Source organism: Pseudomonas sp. UTLPPB19802 (genome assembly GCF_059730225.1).
Genome location: NZ_AP048545.1, coordinates 3,812,887 through 3,832,196, shown reverse-complemented (window position 1 = coordinate 3,832,196; position 19,310 = coordinate 3,812,887). Strand labels below are relative to the sequence as shown.

The 19,310-nt window shown below is 60.7% G+C and carries 7 protein-coding genes; 3 read left to right on the top strand and 4 right to left on the bottom strand.

The window, feature by feature from the left end:
• Nucleotides 1-60: 60 nt before the first annotated feature.
• From AC6I6U_RS16980 to AC6I6U_RS16965, 4 genes are all read right to left on the bottom strand, one after another.
• A complete protein-coding gene (locus AC6I6U_RS16980) occupies nucleotides 61-462 on the bottom strand; it encodes a DUF6911 family protein (protein ID WP_497877204.1) in 402 nt (133 codons plus the stop codon).
• On the bottom strand, nucleotides 463-12,729 hold the full coding sequence (locus AC6I6U_RS16975) for a hemagglutinin repeat-containing protein (protein WP_497877203.1): 12,267 nt from the start codon (nucleotides 12,727-12,729) through the stop codon (nucleotides 463-465).
• A 33-nt stretch (nucleotides 12,730-12,762) separates the two neighbouring features.
• Entirely contained in the window at nucleotides 12,763-14,478 is a 1,716-nt protein-coding gene (locus AC6I6U_RS16970; RefSeq protein WP_497877202.1) for a ShlB/FhaC/HecB family hemolysin secretion/activation protein, read from the bottom strand.
• A 238-nt stretch (nucleotides 14,479-14,716) separates the two neighbouring features.
• A complete protein-coding gene (locus tag AC6I6U_RS16965; protein ID WP_497877201.1) occupies nucleotides 14,717-15,241 on the bottom strand; it encodes a hypothetical protein in 525 nt (174 codons plus the stop codon).
• 310 nt (nucleotides 15,242-15,551) lie between these two features.
• Here AC6I6U_RS16965 and AC6I6U_RS16960 point away from each other — a divergent pair, with 310 nt between their 5' ends.
• From AC6I6U_RS16960 to AC6I6U_RS16950, 3 genes are all read left to right on the top strand, one after another.
• Complete coding sequence (locus AC6I6U_RS16960; protein ID WP_497877200.1) at nucleotides 15,552-17,546, top strand: methyl-accepting chemotaxis protein; 1,995 nt, start codon at nucleotides 15,552-15,554, stop codon at nucleotides 17,544-17,546.
• Between the two features lie 129 nt (nucleotides 17,547-17,675).
• Nucleotides 17,676-18,140 carry an SRPBCC family protein gene (locus AC6I6U_RS16955; protein ID WP_497877199.1) on the top strand — a complete coding sequence of 155 codons (465 nt, stop codon included), beginning with the start codon at nucleotides 17,676-17,678 and terminating at the stop codon, nucleotides 18,138-18,140.
• Between the two features lie 146 nt (nucleotides 18,141-18,286).
• Nucleotides 18,287-19,306 (top strand): alpha/beta fold hydrolase, encoded by a 1,020-nt coding sequence (locus AC6I6U_RS16950; RefSeq protein ID WP_497877198.1) that lies wholly within the window; start codon nucleotides 18,287-18,289, stop codon nucleotides 19,304-19,306.
• Nucleotides 19,307-19,310: the final 4 nt, after the last annotated feature.

Genomic DNA, 19,310 nt, shown 5'->3' with positions numbered 1-19,310 from the left:
TTCAGAGTAGCAAACGGTTAATAAAGTAAATCCACCCACGCTTTTCTGTTTCGTTTCCATTTAAACATTTAACACCGAAAGACTCACGTCACCATGACTCAAGAATTCTTGAAAACAAGAAACAACAACCCCTATATCCCTTGTAATTAAATTCGACTGATAACAATCACCCAAGATTTCAATCATTTTCTCTCCGACCGACGCATTATTAAGGGTACGCACAACGTGCCCACCGTCCTTCAAGTATTGATTTAACATCACAAGATAATTCCCAGAGTCAGCATATAGCTTTATTTCGTAAGGCCCACTTTCAGGCGCAGGGGTAATAGACAACGAAGCGACGCCATCAAATTTACTATACTCACATATAATAGACCTAACATCTTCCATAGTCGGCTGATAAACAAGAGGAACTTGCAATCTACCGAACGCAGGACTAAGCGTATACCCTCCGATCACCATCTATTTCATCTCCTTAATAGACTTCATACCTGGTTGCCAGTAATAAATTTTTGGAAGCCCTGTGCTATCATCTTTAGCTTTCACGGTCAAAAACTTCAGCTCAGCCTTTTCTGCGGCAGCGGCTATGTCACCTTTGCAATATCCGCATACATCCCTTCCTTCGACTGTCATGGACATATCCGCCCCAGCAGTTTTACCAGAACTGTATGCTTGCTGAATCACACCGATTTCAGCGTGGGCCTCTTTCATATTTCCGTTTGGATAACGTTTGCTAGGCTCCGCAGCGGCTTTATCTGCAATCCTATCCGTGATCAACGAAGGTACTTTTGGGTCCGCCTCATTGAGCGGACGAGCGGTTTGATTGACATCTTGGAAGGTCTGTCCTCCTACCGTTCCCTCAGCTGAAACTTTTGGTGCAGCTCCCTTAGCCGTTCCTTCTATTACATTTCTCTCGACCTGCTTAGCGGCTTCCGAATCCGTAAACATGCTTGTTGCATTCGCATTCTTGGACGTAGCGCCTTTTGTTCCGTCTTTTAGGGCAACGCCAACACCACCAAAAACCCCAAAAGCGGTACCACCTAACGCAGCATCCCCACCAGCCATCTCTGCGGCAATGATACCCACTTCATTGCACAACGCCGGAGAAAGCCCACACCCCATGGCCAATTCTGGGAGTACCAAAGCCGCGCCAGCAGCTCCAGAAGCATACGCCCAGCCCTGGACAAAGTCATGCCCCGGCCCTCTGTACCCGTCTCCACGAGCCAGGGACCGTTGTGCATCACTCCTTTCCTCTGGAGTCGCGCCCTGCTGAACCAGATAGGTGTCTAAACTAGCTGCGGCCGCACCGAAGCTATCGCTTAGAGGGAATGATATTTCATTGTTCTCAACAGCGTTCTTCGCCGTATTGCCTGCAACGATGGCGCTGGCCGAGTCGCCACCAATCAGGCCACCCACCAAGCCACCGGCCAGAGTCGACAACGCCGAGATTTTCTGCTTTTCAACCTCACTCAGCTCACTGGCTTTCTTGCCTGGATAAAGCTGAGCTGCAAGCAATTCCCCTATACTGGCGCCAGCGGCTCCAGCCAACGCCGAACCATCCTGGGACTTGGCCAAGACCGCGCCAAGAACCGCGTGGGCCATGATTCTGGCTTCGAGGTTATCGCCGGTGCTCTCCTTGATAATACCGGCCAGATACGGAGCCGAAGCACCCGCCAACGCTTGAGCAATGTTGCCACCAGCCAGCCCCTGAATCGCAGCCGTAACAGCCTGCGCGGCACGTTGGTAATTACCCCCCGTCCCGTAATCACGCATGACAACATTGGTAATCTGGTTGGCAATCTGCTCGTTTGTAGGATTGGTGTTGCCCTTATCGGCCAATTGCTGGCGCGCCGCTTCGATCTTCTGAGGATCCTTCAGCGCCTTGGCTGTCTCAATCGCTCCCTGAGTACGAATGATGTCTGCTGCCTGGGTACCGATCTCTCCGATCAGTTGGGCCTGGCGCAAACGTTTCTGCTCTTTTTCCTTGTCAAAAATCGGGCTCAGAGCATTGTTCGCGTGCTCGACATCACGGCTCAGCGTGGCGACATCCTGCTCTTGCTTGTCCTTGTCACGGATGTTGATCTCACCCGCCGAGACCGCCGAGTAGGTTGTACTACTGTCATGACCACTGTGGTTCGCTCCAGCCAACAGCATGCTGCCCATGTTACCCATGAACATCGAACCGGTGCTGCCACCGGTCCCGCCGCTGATTCCTTGGTGCTGACTGGTAAAGTCAGCTTTGTTACCGATATCGGCCCAGCCCAGTGTTCCAGTGCTCAGCTTGTTTTGATCGGCAGTGGATGTGCTCGCGATTACCGCACCATTGAGCTGGGTATGCTCCCCAACGGTAACCTGATAACCACCCTTACCGGCAAACAGGCCAGTTTGCTCCTGAACACTGTCGAAGTTCGACTTGATTTTGTCCTGGCTGATGCTGAGCGATGCACTGCCAGACATGGTGCCAAACGTAAAGCTGGCGCCACCGCTAACGTTGGTCTGCTTGGAATCAAAACGATCGGAGTCTTGCAGACTGGTCAAGGCCAGATTACGGCCAACATCGGCAACCACCTTTTGGGCTGTAGCCTGCGCGCCTTCCAACGTAGTATCCCGACCACTTTTCAGGGTCAGTTGATTACCAGCGTTGACAGTGGTTTCTGTCCAGGCAGTCCCATTGCCTTTTTCCTTGCCGACACCACTGTTTCCGCTAGCAAAGATACTTAGCCCCGCACCACTGGAACTCACCCCCAGACTGATACCAACCGCTCCACCGCCACTCTTGTTGGAGCCTTCCTGCTTCTGGACATTACTTCCCGCACTCAGCTCAATGTCCCGAGCGGCAGTCATCGATACATCATGACTGGCCTGCAGCTTGCTGCCGACGACGGAAATATCTCCAGCGGTGGAACCCGGCTGCCCATTACCCGTCGCAATGATCGTCAGGTCCTTACCAGACGTCAGGCTGCTTCCTTGACTGACGCTCTGCTCCTGGAGCTGCTTGGAGCTGGATTTCTGCGTTCCCAGTGAGAGGGAAATGCCCACAAAGCTACCAGTCTGTGCACCAGACTCCAATGCCTGAGCGCCCTGCCAAGCCTGATACCCGGACAAGCCAGCCTTGATACCCTGCAATGCCGCAAGACGGGAGTCGTCCTCCTGCTTGGCGGCCTGAACAGTTTGTACTGCGGTATTGACCGCTTCGCCAACGACACCGGACAACGCTAACGTCAAACCGCTCTTGCTGCTGGTCTGAGCGGAACGAGTTGAGTTGGTATTGGCAGCATCAGTGATATGAACATTTTGCCCAGCGAGGTTGATATCTTTATCAGCGACCACATCGCTGGCCTTGATAGTCAGATCCTTGCCAGCAGTAATGTTTACACTGCCCAGCACACTGCCAACAGTACTGGCCTTTTCTGTTTTGGTTTCAGTGCTTTGCGTATAGGTATTCTTGGAGGAACCCAAGGTCACACCTATGCCACCAGAACTCATCAAGCCCGACTTTTTAGTTGACTGGCTATGCTGCGCGCTAAAGCTTTCGGTATCACTTTCGACGCGGATGTTGTTGCGAGCCTGCAAATCGGTTTTTTCTGTTGAAACTACGTTGCTCGCGGAAACGACAAGATCATGCCCCGCCTGGACCAGCGTCGTGTCTGCACTGAGTGTCGAGCCAGTCAGCGATGTGGCGCTGGAAGAATCACTGCTTTTCTTGCTGGTGCTGGAGAATCCGAAACCACCCGACTTCGACTTGGCCGAAGCATTGAACTGGCTGTTTTGCGCAGCGCTCAAGTTGACATCGTTACCCGCCTGAACAACCAGAGCACCCTTTTCACTGTTAACGGTTGAGCCCGTGATATTTACGTCATTAACAGCGGCAATCGTGGTCTTCCCTTGCGCCTCGATAACCGAAGAAACAGCCTGCTCACTGCCGCTTTCCGTCATCGTCGATGACTTCTTGCCCCAAGAGCCTTTCTTGGTCTTGGAATAGTAGGAGTAGTCACTGTTTGCCGCTGTTTCCAGCGTCAGATCATGACCCGCGTAAACATAAGCCTCATTGTCCGACTTCACCCGACTGGCAATCACATCAAGATCGTTACCTGCCGCCAAAACCACGTTGCCCCCCGCCGAAACGCTGCTCGCCACCTGCTGGGTATGATCCTCCTGGCGAGTCACCTTCCGCGTCTGGTCATAGACATGCTGCTCGTTCGCCGCCGAGGCCAGCGTCAGGTCGCCAGTGGCCGACAGGGCAACATCACGCTTGGCATCGATCTGGCTGGCAATGGCCGTCAGGTCGCGCCCCGCAGCGAGCGAAACGTCGCGGCCGGCCGTCAGCGTCGAGCTGAGCTGGGTGAGTTGCTCAGTAGTGTGGCCCTTGCCGATACCGACGGCATCACGCTGTTCGGCAGCAATCAGGTTGATGTCGCGACCGGCAACAATCTGGGTATCACGGCCGCTCTGCAGCACACCGCCCTGGCTGGTCACGTCACGGCCGGCACGCACGACCAGGTCGTTGGTCGCTTCGATACGGGCCGCGCTGTCGACGACATCGCGATGGAGCGTGACATCGCCCCTGCCACTGTCGATCTGGGTGACGGTACGTTCGTTGATCACATCGCCCGTGGTAGCGGTCAGGCTGACATCACGACCGGCGATGACACCACCAGCCTTGTTGACGATGTTGTGTCCCGCCAGCAGATCGAGGCGGTTGTCGGCCTGGATCAGTCCGCTGTTGGTCAGGTCGTTACCCGCACTGGCCGATAGGTTGTTGCTGGCGCGCAAGGTCCCGGCGTTGCTCAGGTCCTGGCCGGCGATCAGCTTGACGTCGGAGCCCTGGATCAGGGCGCCGTCAGCGGTCAGGCGGTTATTGGCACTGGCCAGGTACAACACCGGAACCAGCACCTGCTCGCCGTTGACTTCGGTGTTTTCCAGCCAGACGATGTCATGCGTCAGGGCCGCCACCTGTTCGGACGTCAGGCTGACGCCGACGGCCAGGTTGAGCTCCTGCTTGCTCTTTATGGCGTTGTCCATCAGGTACTTGTAGAGGCCTTCGTCGGACGTCTGCCCATCGATAAAGCGCTGGCCGGTGCGCGCCGTCACCGCCTGCTGGATCAGTTTCTGCTCGTAGAAGCCATCGCCCAGGCGCTTGGCAGCGGCGTCCGGGTCATAACCGAGGTTAGACAGCATGTAGTCCGAGCTCATGAACTGCTTGAGGTCGGTCAGCACCGGGTTGGTTTCGATCAGGTACTTCTGCGGGCTGGACTTGCCCGAAACATCAGGCAGGCCCCGTACATGGTTGACGGACTGGCTACCGGCAGGCAGCAGGACACTGCCCGCATCAGCCGGGGTGGCGACATTGACCACACTGCCACTGACGTTCGTTGCAGTGGTCGACCGAACATTCTGCTCAAGCTGCAGGTTGCTTGCAGTGCCCCGATTCGCATCGGCCAGTTGCAGGTTGCGCGCCTGCGCATCACCCGCACCCGGCTGGCGCTGGGCAGTATCGACTGCGGCGGAACTCATGCCCTGGGCGCCCACCGTCGGCACCCGCGAAACGCCCTGTCCGCTGAGGCGGAACAGGCCATTCTGGCCGGATGGCAGGCTGAAGCCCGGCAAGGTCACCGGGTTGACTTGCTGCTGAGCCAGGTTCGGCGGCAATTGGGCGTTGAGCAACACGACCGAAGGCAACACCTTCGCCGTAGCGGTTGCGGCCGAGCGCTGTTGCGTGACTTCGGGACGGGTGTAATCGACGACAGAACTGTTGACCAGGTTTTGTGCTGCATTGATGGCAACACTTCCACCCGCCTGAATCACGGCGGCAGCCAGCCCGGTACCACCGGAGGCGGCCGTCGTGGTGTCACCGATCAGGCCACCGCCCCAGGCCGAGGTGTAGTTGGTGAAGGCATCGACCGAGATCGGCGTCGGCGTCGACTGGGCATTGTAGGGAGTGACATAGCTGCTGATGAACGCGTAGTCGGAGCCCTTCTTGACCCATCCGGAGTACCAGGTCCGGGTCCGGGTGGTACGACCGGCCACCGCGCCTTCGTTGGTCAGGTTATTGGCATTGATGTTGATGTTGCCGGAAGCAGTCATCGCGCTGTAGCGATTGATGACATCCCCACCGTCGATCGTCAGGTTGCGTCCGGATTGCAGGCTGGCTTGCCGGGAGTCCTCATCGATGGCGCTCTGGAATACCTCGGTGGCGACGTAGTTGGTCTGGCGATGTTTCGAGCCGGTGTAGTAGTTGTTGACGCCAATGCTGCCGGAGACAAAGCTGCTCTTGTAGGTCAGCTTGTCCTTGCGATTGAGCAGACTCTGCGCCCGCAAGGTCATGTCACCTTGGGATTCGAGGCTGCCAGAGATGTTTTCCAACTGGTTGGCGCGAGTGCCGTCGACGTAGCCGGACACTGTCAATGCACCGAGACTGTAGATATCGCCCTGGTTGTTGGTCAGGGTATCGACCTGCAAGCCCATGTCACCACCACTGAACAGCAGCGAGCCATTGTTATTCAGCAGGTCGTGAGTCTTGATCGACAGGTTCTGGGCACTGGCCAGGGTGCCGTTGTTGGTCAGGCTGCCGGAAACCACGCTCAGGCCAGTGTTGGAAGTCAGGCGACCGGCATTGCTCAGCAAGCCACCCAGATTAAGTGTGGTATCACCTCCGCCCGCGATACTGCCAGCACTGCCCAGGCTGACCGAGGCTGCATTCAGCCCCAGCGTGCCCTGGGTGCTGTAACGGCCGTTACCACCATAGCTGCCGGTCAGGTTCAAGCTGGCCGTGCCGTCACTGGCGATCAGGCCATCGTTGTTCCAGTTGCCACCGCTGCCGGTCAGGCTGTCGACGGCCAGCAGTTGCCCACCTGCCGTCTGGTTCAGGGTGCCGATGTTCAGTGTCAGTCGGCTGGCCTCGATCACACTGCTGTTGGTCCAGCTGTCTGCAGTCAGGGTCAGGCCGCCACGGGTCGTCACGTTGCCGCTGGCGTTGAGCAGCTTGTCGGTGGCGATATCGAAGGTACCGTTGCCCACGTGCTGCAGGCTGCCGCCCTGGTTCTGGAAGCCGCCGACGTTCAGGGTCAGGTCGCTGTTGGCGGTCTCCAGCTTGCCGTTGCGGTTGTCGAACAGGCCACCGATCTGGAAGTCGGTCTTGCCGCTAGTACCCAGGGCACGCAGTTGGCCGGTCTGGTTGTCCAGGCTGGCAGCCCGCACGCTCAGGGTGCTGTCGCTTTCGATGATGCCGAGGCGGTTGTTCAGGACGCCGTTGAGGCTCAGGTCGATGCGTTGGCCGGCGATCTGGCCATCGTTGTCGCCGCTGTTGTCGAAGTTGTTGCCGGTGACCTGCACCAGGCCCTTGGCATAGACGCCGCCATTGCGGTTGTCGAAGTCGGCGGTGGTGATCAGCGTATCGCCGCCTTGCGCCGAGATTCGGCCACCATAGTTGTCGATGCCGCCCAGCGCCTTCAGGTTCAGGTTCTGGCCCTGGATGATGCCGCCCTGGCGGTTGTTGTTCAGGTCGTAGCCGTTTTTCAGCACGCCGACGATCCGGGTTTCCAGCGCGCCCTTGAGGCTGCTCAGGGTGCCGCCGCGGTTGTCCAGGTTGGCCGCACTGGCCGTCAGGTTGCCGTTCTGGGCAATCAGCTTGCCGCTCTGGTTGTCGATATCACCGCCCACGGTCAGGCTCAGGGCGCCCTGCCCTTGCAACGCGCCCTTGCCGTTGGCCAGGCTGGCCGCGTTGACGGTGAGGTCGCCGTTCTGGCTGTAGATCAGGCCATCGGCGTTGTTCTGCAGGGCACCGGTGCTGGTGATCTGCAGGTTGCCATTGGCGGCGATGGTGCCACGGTTGCGGTTGTCGAGACTGCCGGTCAACAGGCTCAGCAGGCCCTGGCTGACCAGTTGGCCGCCCTGGTTGCTGACCTGGCTGCTGCGGCTGATCACCAGTGGACCGGCGCTGGCCAGCTTGCCGTTGCTGTTGGTCAGGGCGCCGAGCAGGTCGAGGGTGACCGCACCGTTGCCGGTCAGGGTGCCGTTGCTGTTATCCAGGTCAGTACCGGTGAAGTCGATGGCCTGTTCGGCACTGATGCTGCCGGCGCTGTTCAGGGCCATGGTGTTCAGGGTCAGGGCCGCGCCGCTGTCGATGGAACCGCCTTGGGCGTTGTTCAGCAGGCCGGCGACGGTCAGCTTCTGGCCCGCACCGCTGGAGAGGATGCCGGCGCTGTTGTCCAGGCTGTCGGCATTGACGGTCAGGGCCTGTTGGCTGACCAGGGCACCGTCATTGGCGTTGAGCAGCGCACCACTCAGGGTGACATCCAGGTTACCGTTGCGGCTGGACAGCGTGCCGCTGTTGCGGTTGTCCAGGCTCGCGCCCTTGACGGCAAGCCCCTGCCAACCGGAGATCAGGCCGCCCTGGTTGGTCACGGTGTTGCCAGTCACGCCCAGTTGGTCGTTGCTGATCAGCTTGCCGTGGCTGTTGTCCAGGTGACGGCCAGTGACGTTGAAGCTCTGGCTGCTGGAGAGCTCACCATTCTGGTTGTTCAGGTCACGCAGGTTGTCGAGGGTCAACGGGCCCTTGGCATTGAGCAGGCCGTTGCGGTTGTCGAGATCACCGCCCGCCAGGTCGAGACGGATTGCCTGGTCGCTCAGCAGGCGCCCACCGTTCTGGGTCAGGCTGGAGACAGACAGGTCGATATCACCCTGGGCCGAGACTTCGCCACCGTTGCTGGAGTCCAGGCTGGCGGCCCGAATATCCAAGGCCGCCGCGGCGATCAACCCCTTGAGGTTGGTCAGGGCCTGGTTGACCCGCAGGGTCACCGCCTGGTTGCCCAGCAGCTTGCCGTTGCTGTTGTCCAGGCTGTCGGCGGCCAGGGTGAAGGCCTGGGCGCTGGAGATCTCGCCGCCCTGGTTGTTCACGCCCTTGAGGTTGTTGAGCACCAGCAGCGGCGCATTGATCAGGCCGTTCTGGTTGTTCAGTTGGCCATGATTGAGGTCCAGGGTCAGCGCGCTGTTGCTGAACAGCTTGCCGCCCTGCTGATCGAGGCCGGTCACGCTGGCGGTCAGGAGCTTGTCGCTGCCGATGCGACCGCCCTGGTTGGTCACCTGCCCCGCCGTCAGGGTCAGGCGGTCGGCACTGGTCAGGCTGCCGGTGCGGTTGTCGAAGGTGCCGGTGGTCACGCCGACCACGCCCTTGCCGCTGATCACGCCCTGGGCCGTGTTGTCGAGGCTGGCGCTGTTGACGGTGATGCCAGCGTCGCTGACCAGCCGTCCGTTCTGGTTGACCAGCGCTGCACTGGCCTTGGCCGTCAGGGGGCCGGCACTGGAGAGGCTGCCGGCCGTGTTGGTCAGCTTGGCGGCACTGACATCCAGCTGCCCTTCGCTGCTGACCAGGCCCTGGCTGTTGTCCAGGTCACCGGTGAGGGTAATGCGGCTGTCCTGGCCGCTGATCAGTTGGCCGTTGCTATTGTCCAGGGTCTGGCCGTCCAGCGTCAGGCCGGCCTTGCCCTTGAGCAGGCCCAGGTTGCCGTTGAGCACCTGGGCGCTGTTCAGGCCCAGGGTGGTATCGGCCAGGACCTTGCCGCCATCGCGGTTATCCAGGCGGCTGGCGGTGATCGCGATGTCCGCGTTGCTGGATAGCTCGCCGGCGCGGTTGTCGATTTGATCGACGTTGAGTTTCAGCGCTTTTGTCGCCCCCACCAGACCATTCTGGCGGTTGTCCAGGGAGTTGCCGGTGAGGCTCAGGTCGCCCTGGGCGATCAGTTGGCCGTTCTGGTTGATGAAGGCACCACTGACCGCCACGTCAGCCAGCCCACGGCTGCTGATCTGCCCCTGGCTGTTGTTCAGGCTGGCGCTGCGGCTGTCGAGGGAGGCAGCCGAGATCAGGCCCTTGACGTTGTTGAGCGCCTGCTCGATGCGCAGGGTCAGGCCCTGGTTACCCAGCAGCTTGCCGCTGCTGTTGTCCAGGCTCTCGGCGGCCAGGGTGAATGCCTGGGCACTGGAGATCTCGCCGCCCTGGTTGTTCACGCCCTTGAGGTTGTTCAGCACCAGCACCGGGCCGTTGATCAGGCCTGCCTGGTTGTTCAGTTGGCCGTTGTTCAGGTCCAGGTTCAGTTGGGTTTTGCTGAACAGTTCGCCGTTCTGCTGATCGAGGCCGGTGACGCTGGCGGTCAGCGCCTTGCCGCTGGCGATACGACCGGCAGCGTTGTTGACCTGCCCTGCAGTCAGGTCCAGGCGGTCATCACTGACCAGGCGGCCCTCCTGGCTGTTGTCGAAGGCCCCGGTGGTGACACGGGCCGCGCCCAGGCCACTGATCCGGCCTTTCTGGCTGTTGTCGAGGCGCGAGCTGGTGAGGGTCAGGCCATGATCGGTGAGGATCGAGCCCCCCTGGTTGAGCAGCGCACCGAGGCTGTCGATGGACAGGTCACCGGCACTGCCGACCTGACCGCGGGTGTTGTCCAGGCTGGCGACCTTGAGGCTCAAGGTCCCTTCGCTGCTGAGCAGGCCGGTGTTGTTGAGCAGCGCGCCGTCGAGGCGGATATCCAGGCCCTTGAGCGACGAGAAGGTACCGCCGGTGTTGTCCAGCGACGTACCGGCCAGGCTGGCATTGCCCTTGGCAAACAGCCGACCCTTGGTCTGGTTGATCAGTTGCGCCACGGTCAGGGCCAGGTCGGTTTCAGCCAGCAGCTTGCCACCGTCACTGTTGTCCAGACGCTGGGCATTGAGCTTGACCTTGCCATTGGTGCTGGACAGTTCACCGGCACGGTTGTCGATCTGGTCGACATCGAGGGTCAGGCCCTGGATGCTGGCAACGGTCCCGCCGTTGCGGTTGTCGAGGTTCTTGCCGGTCAGCAGCAGCGCGCCTTGAGCGACCAGTGCCCCGCCCTGCTGGTTCAGGGTGTCGATGTTGGCCGTCACGTCACTCTGGCTGGCGATACGTCCCTGGGCATTGACCACGGCCTGGGCCTTGAGGGTGACCGGCCCGGTGGCGCTGAGCAGGCCGCCCGTGTTGTCCAGGCGAGTGCCTTCATAAGCGACGGCCGCCTTGCCGAGCAGGTTGCCCTTGTCGCGGTTGTCCAACTGGTCGACCAACAGTTGGGCATCCTGGTCGGCCTGGATCAGCCCGCCCCGGTTATCGACCGAGGCACTGCGCAGGGTCAGTCGGTCCTTGCCAGCCAAGCTACCGCCACGGTTGTCCAGGCTGCCAGCAGCCAGCTCGATCACGCCGGTGGCGCGCAGCTTGCCCTGGTCGCGGTTATCGACGGCGTCACGAATGGTGGCCGTCAAGCCGCCGCCCGAAGCCAGCACGATACCCGCCGCGCGGTTGTCGAGGCTGGCGGCATTGAGGGTCAGCGCACCACCGGAGCCCAGGGTGCCGCCCTGGTTGTCCAGGGCGCCACTGAGGTCGATGTTCAACCCCAGGTCACCTGTCACCTGGCCCTGGATGTTGTCCAGGCTGGCCGCTGCCAGCGTCGTGGTTGCGCCGCCGGAGATGGCTCCGCCACGGTTGTTCAACGTCTGCGTGGCCGTGATCTTCAGGTCGCGGCTGGCGACGACACTCTTGCCCGCGTTGTTGACGTTCTGTGCGCTGATGCTGACGTCACCGGTGGCATTGCGGCTGTTATCGGCATTGACCCCGGCCTCGATGATGCCGTTGTTGGTCAGTTGGCCGCCGCTGTTCAAGGTGATGCGATCCTTGGCCACCAGGTTGTTCTGGCTGGTCAGGTCGCCTTGGGTGTTCACGTCCAGGGTGGTGCCGGCATAGACCGGCCCCTTGGTTTCCAGGCTCTGGGCCTTGACGTTGACCGCACCGGTCGCCGCCGTGTCGACCATGCTCAGATGGCCGTTGGCATCAAGCTGGATATCGCCACCGCTGGCGACCATCTTGCCGTCGAGCTTCACCCCGACACCGGCTTCGGTACCCACCAGCTTGATCGCCCCGGCGTACATGCCGCCCAGCGCCGAGGAGTCGATCGCCAACTGCGGTGCAGTGGCCGGATCGGCTGCCCGCGCGGTGGCCTTGAGAGTCTTGGCATCGACGTCGTTGGCGCCGGTGATGATTGCCAGGTTCTTGGCCTGGATCTCGGCATTGAGTTTGGCCGAGCGGGTGATGATCTCGAAGCGGTCGATGTTGTTGGCGTTCAGGCCAGCGCCTTCAATCGAGACACTGCCCTGATCGACCTGGTAGCCCGAAACCTGCCCATTGGTAATCACCGCCTTGCCGGTGGTGAGCGTCGCCTGCGGCGTGTTGATGAAACCGCAGCCATTACAGGTGATGCCGTACGGGTTGGCGACAATCACATGGGCCGACTGCCCCGCCACTTCGGTGTAGCCACGCAACTGGCTCGGGCTACCGCCATTGACCTCGTTGAGAATCGTGGAGGCGGCACGCCCGTTGAGGTTGCTGTTACCGAGGATGATCCCGCCCAGTTGCGTCGACTGGGTGCGCTCGGTGGCGTTGTTGAGGATGACGCCCTGGCTGCCGACGTTGTAGTCCTTGAACTGGTTGTGCGACAGGCCACTGCCGTTCGGTGCAGCAATGTTGACGATGGGCACGCCATTGCCCGCCTGGCCAAGCGTCGTCCCCGGCGCACTGACCACGATCCCATCCGCCTGTGCCCACAACGGCTGCCAGAACATGACGTTGGCCAGCAGGAAAGCAATCCCGCGCTTCGGCAGTCCCAGGAAGTGGTCACGGTTTTTCAGGGCAGCAGAAGGCTGGCGCGCGAGGAAGGCGAACTGGCGAACGTCCATGTCAGGGAATCTCGAATCGGATAAAGCGGAAAATTAAAGGAAGAAGTCCAGGCGGAAGTAGATAGGCGCCTCACGCTCGGTGATCGGTGTCGGGCGCTCCAGGGAATGGGCAAAGGTCACTGTTGCCGCCACGTTCTTGCCGCGGGCGAACAGTTCCAGCGAGTCGCTGGTCATGCGCCCGTGCTGCTCGGCGTTGTAGCGGCCATGACGAATCACCCCCTGGTCATAACCGATACTGGTGCCGTACTCGGCAAACACTGGACGCATCCAGTTCCAAGTCACCGGCCGGCTCCAACGCAGGTCGTTACGCCAATAGCCGCCACTGTCGCCAGACAGGCTCTGGTCCTTGTAGCCGCGAATCGAAGACTGCCCGCCCAGGCTCATGCGCTGCGGGCTGAACAACACGTCTTCGCTGCGCTGGCCGGTCATCAGGCTGCTGAAGCTGAACGATTCGCCCCACAGCTTGAACGGCTGCAGGTAGCTGACGGTGGCGGTGTATTTACGGTAGCGGGCGTCGGCCTGGCCTGGCTTGGGGTCGTGGTTGCCTTGGGCATCGAAGGCACCGATGCCCTCCTGCATGCCCAGGTCGACGTTGACGAACGCGCCGCCAATCCGCCGGCCATGGTTGATGCCGAACTGCGCCTCGCTGATGCGGTTGCTGCTCAGGGCCAGCTTGCTGTCTTCGATGAAGTTGTTGGTACGCAGGTAGGACACGCCGGTATTGAGCGAAGTCTTGCTCATCGCGTCGCGATAGATCACCCGCTCCAGCTTCAACTGGTGGTTCTGGCTGTCACCGGTCTGCTTGAAGTCGAAACCGACGGCCTTGGCCAGGGAACGGTACTCGCTTTCGCTGTAGGTGTAGCTGAGGTTCCACCAACCGAACGGCAGGTTGTAGTAGAACATCGCATTGCGCGAGGTTTTCTGGTGGTCACTGATAGCATCGTGCCCGCCACGCAACGACAGCTGGTCGGCCAGGCCCAGCGGGTTGTCCCAGTCGAGGGTGGTGCCCCATTGCTGCTCGCCGGTGCTGCGCTGGCCGTCATTATGCCGCGACAGGCCGACCCGCCAGGGTTTCTGCGGGTTGTTCTTGACCAGCACCTCGCTGCCGCCGACTTCCTTGCCCGGAGCCAGCTCCATCTGGGCCTGGTTCGACGGCAACCGGTTCAACTGGTCGACCATCTGCTCGATTTCCCGCAGGTTGAGCAGGTCGCCCTGTCTGCCGGGAAAACTCATCCTCAACTCACGGTCGGAGATACCGCTGCCTTCGGCGCCCTTGAGTCCTTCCAGCTTGCCTTCGACCACCAGCACTTTCAGGTTGCCGCTGGACAAGTCCTGTTGTGGCAGATAGGCACGACTGGTAACCAGGCCCTTCTCTATATAACGGTCGGTGATGACCTTGAGCAGTTCGTTGAGCTGCGGCACACCCAGGCATTGACCGATATAGGGTTTGAGTAAGCGCTCACGCTCACCGGTCGAGAGCGAATCAGCCCCCTGCAGGTCGATGGTCTTGATCGGGAAGCAGCGATTATCGACCGGAACCTGGGGCGCTACGGGAGTAGCGGCCTTGCCAGGCAGGTCCTTGAGTTCTTCGAGACGACGGCGCTGCTCTTCGAGGAGACGGTCCTGACGATCGCGGATCAGGTCGGTGATACCGGGAGTATTTTGGTCAGTGGCGGCTTGAGCAGTATTAATGGCGGAAATACACAGCAGCGCAACGCAAAACCTCGTCCCGAAGGCGAGTGGAGACATGTTCGATCCCTCGAAAAGCAACTGATATCAAAATAATGGCGCGATGGTAGAGAGACGTATCCTTGGCGTCAACAAATGTAAGATTTTATTTCAAGACAGACACATACCGATCCACCGACCGCCGGCCTGATGTCAGCGATGCAGGAATATTTCGTATGTCGTCAGACAGAGACGCTGTAAATCGCGCGGAAAGATTGCGCTCCGCCCCGGCCGGGGCGGACGCTGGAGCCAGGCCCTATCAGGCCTTGGTATTGACCGTCACCGCAGCACCGGTACTACCGAACTGCTGCAGATTCTGCAGAACGTTGATGGCCTTCTTGTAAGCCGGAATCATGTAGTTGGAGTACACGTCCCGTTTCAGCGCGCGATCCTGGATCGTGGTGATCTGGGTCGCGAAATACTCCAGGGAGTTGAATTTCTCGTCGGTGTTCTTCTGCACCCCGAACTTGTCGAACTCTTCGCCGGCGTTGAGCAGCAGGCTGGCGGTAAAGGTGTCGATCAGGCCGTTATCCTTGAGGAATGTGCTGATTTTACCCAGTTGCGCCGGGCTGACCTGCTCCGGGTTGAAGTCCTTGAACTTCGCACGCATCTTGGCTGCGGCCATCTTTCCGGTATCGAGAGCCAGCGGGTCCCTGCCGACCGTACGCAGCAGCTGCTTGGCCTTGTCGCTCTGGATCTTGGACTGCTGGGCAGGAGCACCGTCCTTGACGAAAATCTTCAGGCCCGCTGCCGAGGCCCAGGCCCCTACCGTTCCCATGCTCATGCCCGGACTCCTTGGCTCAGGTGGTTGAAAATATGTTGCTGCGCTTGACGTGCTGGTGAGGCAGTCATAGGAAACGTCCCTGATTTAGGTCTGAAAGGCGAAATCTTAGTCAATATTCCAATCAAGATACAATTTATCTACATTTCATTACACAAAAATGGCCGGATTTGGCCCAGCCCGAAGGCTTGTGCCAGAGCCTTCCTGCAATCTTGTACGATCGTACCTAAAGCCAATCCAGACCAAGCCGATAACCTGCCGAAGCCCTGAAAAGCTCACGAACAATAAAAGCCGCTTTGCAAGGACAGGTCCCATGCCTACGTTCCGTACGATTCAAGCCCGCTACACGTTGTTTCTGGTCCTGTTTGTCCTGCTGCTGTTCGTCCTGACCGTGGTCGGTATCGGCCAACTGGTGGCGCCCAAGCTGCGCCATACCGAAGAACAGGTGGCACTCAATCGCATTGCCGAAGTAGCGGAGCAGATCCAGGGCGAACTGAACAAGGTCCAGGCCCAGCAACGCAGCATCACCCAGACCATCCCCCTGCTCGACAGCGATGCCATCGACAAGGTGCTGCCGGGCCTGGTGGACCAGTACGGAGAACTCAAGGTGTTCGGCGGCGGTATCTGGCCCCTGCCTGGCCAGCGCACGCCGGGGCAGAACAAGCACAGTACGTTCTGGCACCGCGATGCCAGCGGCCAGTTGAAGGTCAACACCTTCTGGAACAGCGCCGAGGCGCCCAACTACTACGACCAGCCCTGGTACAAGGGCGGTATGGCCACCCCGCGTGGCCAGTGCGCCTGGGCTGCAGCCTACAAGGACGACGCCAGCCAGGAGCCGCGCACCAACTGCGCGATGGCGATCCAGCGCAACGGCGCGCCCTACGGCGTGTCGACCATCGACGTGACCCTGGGTTTCTTCAACGACCTGGTGGCCCGCAAGGAACAGGACCTGGGCGCCGAAATGCTGATCGTCGAAGCCGACGGCAAGATCATCAGCAACAGCACCCACATCAGCAGCCCGGTGGTACTGAAGAACATCAACGACCTGGCCGGCACCTCGCCCTTCGCCGCGCAGATCAAGGCCGGCCTGCAGGAGCGTGACACCGGCCGGCGGCGCGTCGAGTTCGACAACGCTGGCGTCGCCAGCACCTTCTTCATGCGCCCCATCGAAGGCTCGCCGTGGTTCCTCGCCACCGCCCTGCCGACCAAGTCGATCACCGCCCAGCGCGACGATGTACTCAGTACCCTGAGCCTGTTGCAGGTGCCGATGATCGTATTGCTGGTGCTGCTGCAGATCTACGCCATCCGCAAGCTGGTACAGCGCATGCGCGTGCTCAAGGGCAATATCGACGCGCTGTCCAGCGGCGATGCCGACCTGACCCGGCGCATCACCATCCGTGCCGAGGACGAACTGGGCGCCATCGGCCATTCGGTGAACCGTTTCATCGTCTACCTGCAGAACATGATCGGCGAAGTGACCCAGGCCACCGGCGACATGTCCAGCAGCCTGGAAAAACTCCAGCAGACCTCGGCCCAGAGCAACCAGATCCTCGCCCGGCATGCCTCGGAGACCGACCAGACGGTAACCGCCATCACCGAGATGAGCAGCACCGCCGAAACCGTCGCGCACAACGCCGCCGAAACCGCCGCCTTCACCCAACGTGCCAACGAACACGCCGATCGTTCGCGGGTGGTGGTGGGCGAAGCTTCCGGCAGCGTCATCGCCCTGATCGACGAAGTGTCCAGCGCCACCCAGAAGGTCGAGAGCATGCAGCAGGACGCCCAGCGCATCACCGAGATCCTCGGGGTGATCGGCGCCATTGCCGGGCAGACCAACCTGCTCGCCCTGAACGCCGCCATCGAAGCGGCGCGTGCTGGCGAACAGGGACGCGGGTTCGCCGTGGTGGCCGACGAGGTGCGCGCCCTCGCCGCCCGTACCCAGGCCAGCACCTCGGAAATCAATGAAATGCTGACCCGCCTGACCCAGGGCGTGACGTCGTCGGTCAGCGCCATGGAAAATACCCAGGCCAGTTGCCAATCGGCCGCCGACGCCACCGCACGGGTCAACTCGGGGCTGGATGAAATGGCCGGTTCGGTCAGCCACATCAACAGCCTGAGTACGCAGATCGCTACCGCCGCCGAGCAGCAAAGCGCGGTGACCGAGGAGATCAACCGCAGCATGGTGCAGATCCGCCACATGGTCGAGGAGCTGGTGCAAAGCGGTCACGCCACCGACGCCAACACCCGCAGCCTGCTGGAGGCGAACAACCGCGTGAGTGCGTTGATGGGCCGCTTCAAGGTCCGTTGAGCCCGCGCTGACGAACACCCCCGGCGTGGGCACCGGGGGTCGGACAATCGTCGCCTGCCCGGGTGCAATGCCCGGGCATCGCCTATGCTCACCACTGCTTCTCCCTGAATGCAGTAGGAGCTAGAAAATATGGAACAGCCCTCTTTCCAGAGCTATGCCAAGAGCTTGAGCAACGAGATCTATATAGAAGCCGATATCGCCACGGTGTATGCCTACGTGACTCAGCCGGATCGCTGGCACGAATGGCACCCGACCTCCGTCGGCGCCGACACCGGCATGCGCGGCCCGGTGCCGAAGGACCACCGCTTCAGCGAGGTCATCGACCTGCTGGGGCTGCGAATCGAGATGAACTACCGCGTGGTCCTGGCCGACCCGCCCCATGCCTTCAGGACCGCCTTCACCTCCTCCGTCGTCGACGGCTGCATCTATTACGAACTCACGCGCCAGGGGCACGGCACCCACTTCTGCCGTACCCTGCAGTACATCACCGAGCTCAATCTCAGCGGCTTGCAGGGCCGCATGATCGAATTGTCGGCTCGGGCCCTGAACAACCTCAAGCACGTGCTGGAAACCTCGCGACAGACCGTTGCCTGACCCCTTTTCTTCGGTTCCCCCCAGGTTGCCGACTACGGCGATGGCGCATCATCTATGCCTGTCGCCGTTACCCAACCCGTCGACCGCTTTAATCCGCCGTTAATCGCATCTGAGCAGCATCGGGCGGATTCCCAAGGAGGTCGCCCATGCCCACTTCACGCTCCCTTGTCCTCGGCAGCCTGTTCCTCGCCGCGTCGCTGCCAGTCCTGTCCCACGCCGCCGAAGGCCCGGCCTACGGGCCGGAACTGCAGGGCTTCGACTATCCCTATCCGGTCGAGCACTTCGCCTTCCAGTCCCAGGGCAAATCCCTGCAGATGGGCTACATGGACGTCCAGCCCAGTGGCCCGGCCAACGGCCAGAGCGTAGTGCTGATGCACGGCAAGAATTTCTGCGGCGCGACCTGGGACGACTCGATCAAGGCCCTGAGCGCGGCTGGCTACCGGGTCATCGCGCCAGACCAGATCGGTTTCTGCACGTCGAGCAAACCCGACAACTACCAGTACAGTTTCCAGCAACTGGCGAGCAATACCCACGCCCTGCTGGAAAGCCTCGGCATCCACAAGGCCGTGCTGCTCGGCCACTCCACCGGCGGCATGCTCGCCACCCGCTACGCACTGCTCTACCCGCAACAGGTCGAGCGCCTGGCGCTGGTCAACCCGATCGGCCTGGAAGACTGGAAAGCCCTGGGCGTGCCCTACCGCACCGTCGACCAATGGAACGAGCGCGAGTTGAAACTTAGCGCCGAGGGCATTCGCAACTATGAGCGCAATACCTACTACGCCGGGCGCTGGAAGCCCGAGTTCGACCGCTGGGTCGACATGCTCGCCGGGCTGAACAAAGGCCCCGGCCACGTCGCGGTGGCCTGGAACTCGGCACTGATCTACGACATGATCTTCACCCAGCCGGTGTACTACGAGTTCAAGGACCTGAAAGTGCCCACCCTGCTGCTGATCGGCACTGCCGATACCACGGCGATCGGCAGCGATATTGCGCCGCCCGAGGTCAAGGCCCGCCTGGGTCATTACGATGTGCTCGGCAAGCAGGTGGCCAAACTGATCCCGCACTCGACACTGGTCGAATTCCCTGGCCTGGGCCACGCCCCGCAGATGGAAGAGCCGGACCGCTTCCACAAGGCCCTGCTGGGCTGGCTGGCCGCCAAACAATAATGAG

Bases quoted from the DNA above. Each gene is read 5' to 3' on its own strand.
- AC6I6U_RS16980 (WP_497877204.1), bottom strand. From the start codon at position 462: ATGGTGATCGGAGGGTATACGCTTAGTCCTGCGTTCGGTAGATTGCAA.
- AC6I6U_RS16975 (WP_497877203.1), bottom strand. From the start codon at position 12,729: ATGGACGTTCGCCAGTTCGCCTTCCTCGCGCGCCAGCCTTCTGCTGCC.
- AC6I6U_RS16970 (WP_497877202.1), bottom strand. From the start codon at position 14,478: ATGTCTCCACTCGCCTTCGGGACGAGGTTTTGCGTTGCGCTGCTGTGT.
- AC6I6U_RS16965 (WP_497877201.1), bottom strand. From the start codon at position 15,241: ATGAGCATGGGAACGGTAGGGGCCTGGGCCTCGGCAGCGGGCCTGAAG.
- AC6I6U_RS16960 (WP_497877200.1), top strand. From the start codon at position 15,552: ATGCCTACGTTCCGTACGATTCAAGCCCGCTACACGTTGTTTCTGGTC.
- AC6I6U_RS16955 (WP_497877199.1), top strand. From the start codon at position 17,676: ATGGAACAGCCCTCTTTCCAGAGCTATGCCAAGAGCTTGAGCAACGAG.
- AC6I6U_RS16950 (WP_497877198.1), top strand. From the start codon at position 18,287: ATGCCCACTTCACGCTCCCTTGTCCTCGGCAGCCTGTTCCTCGCCGCG.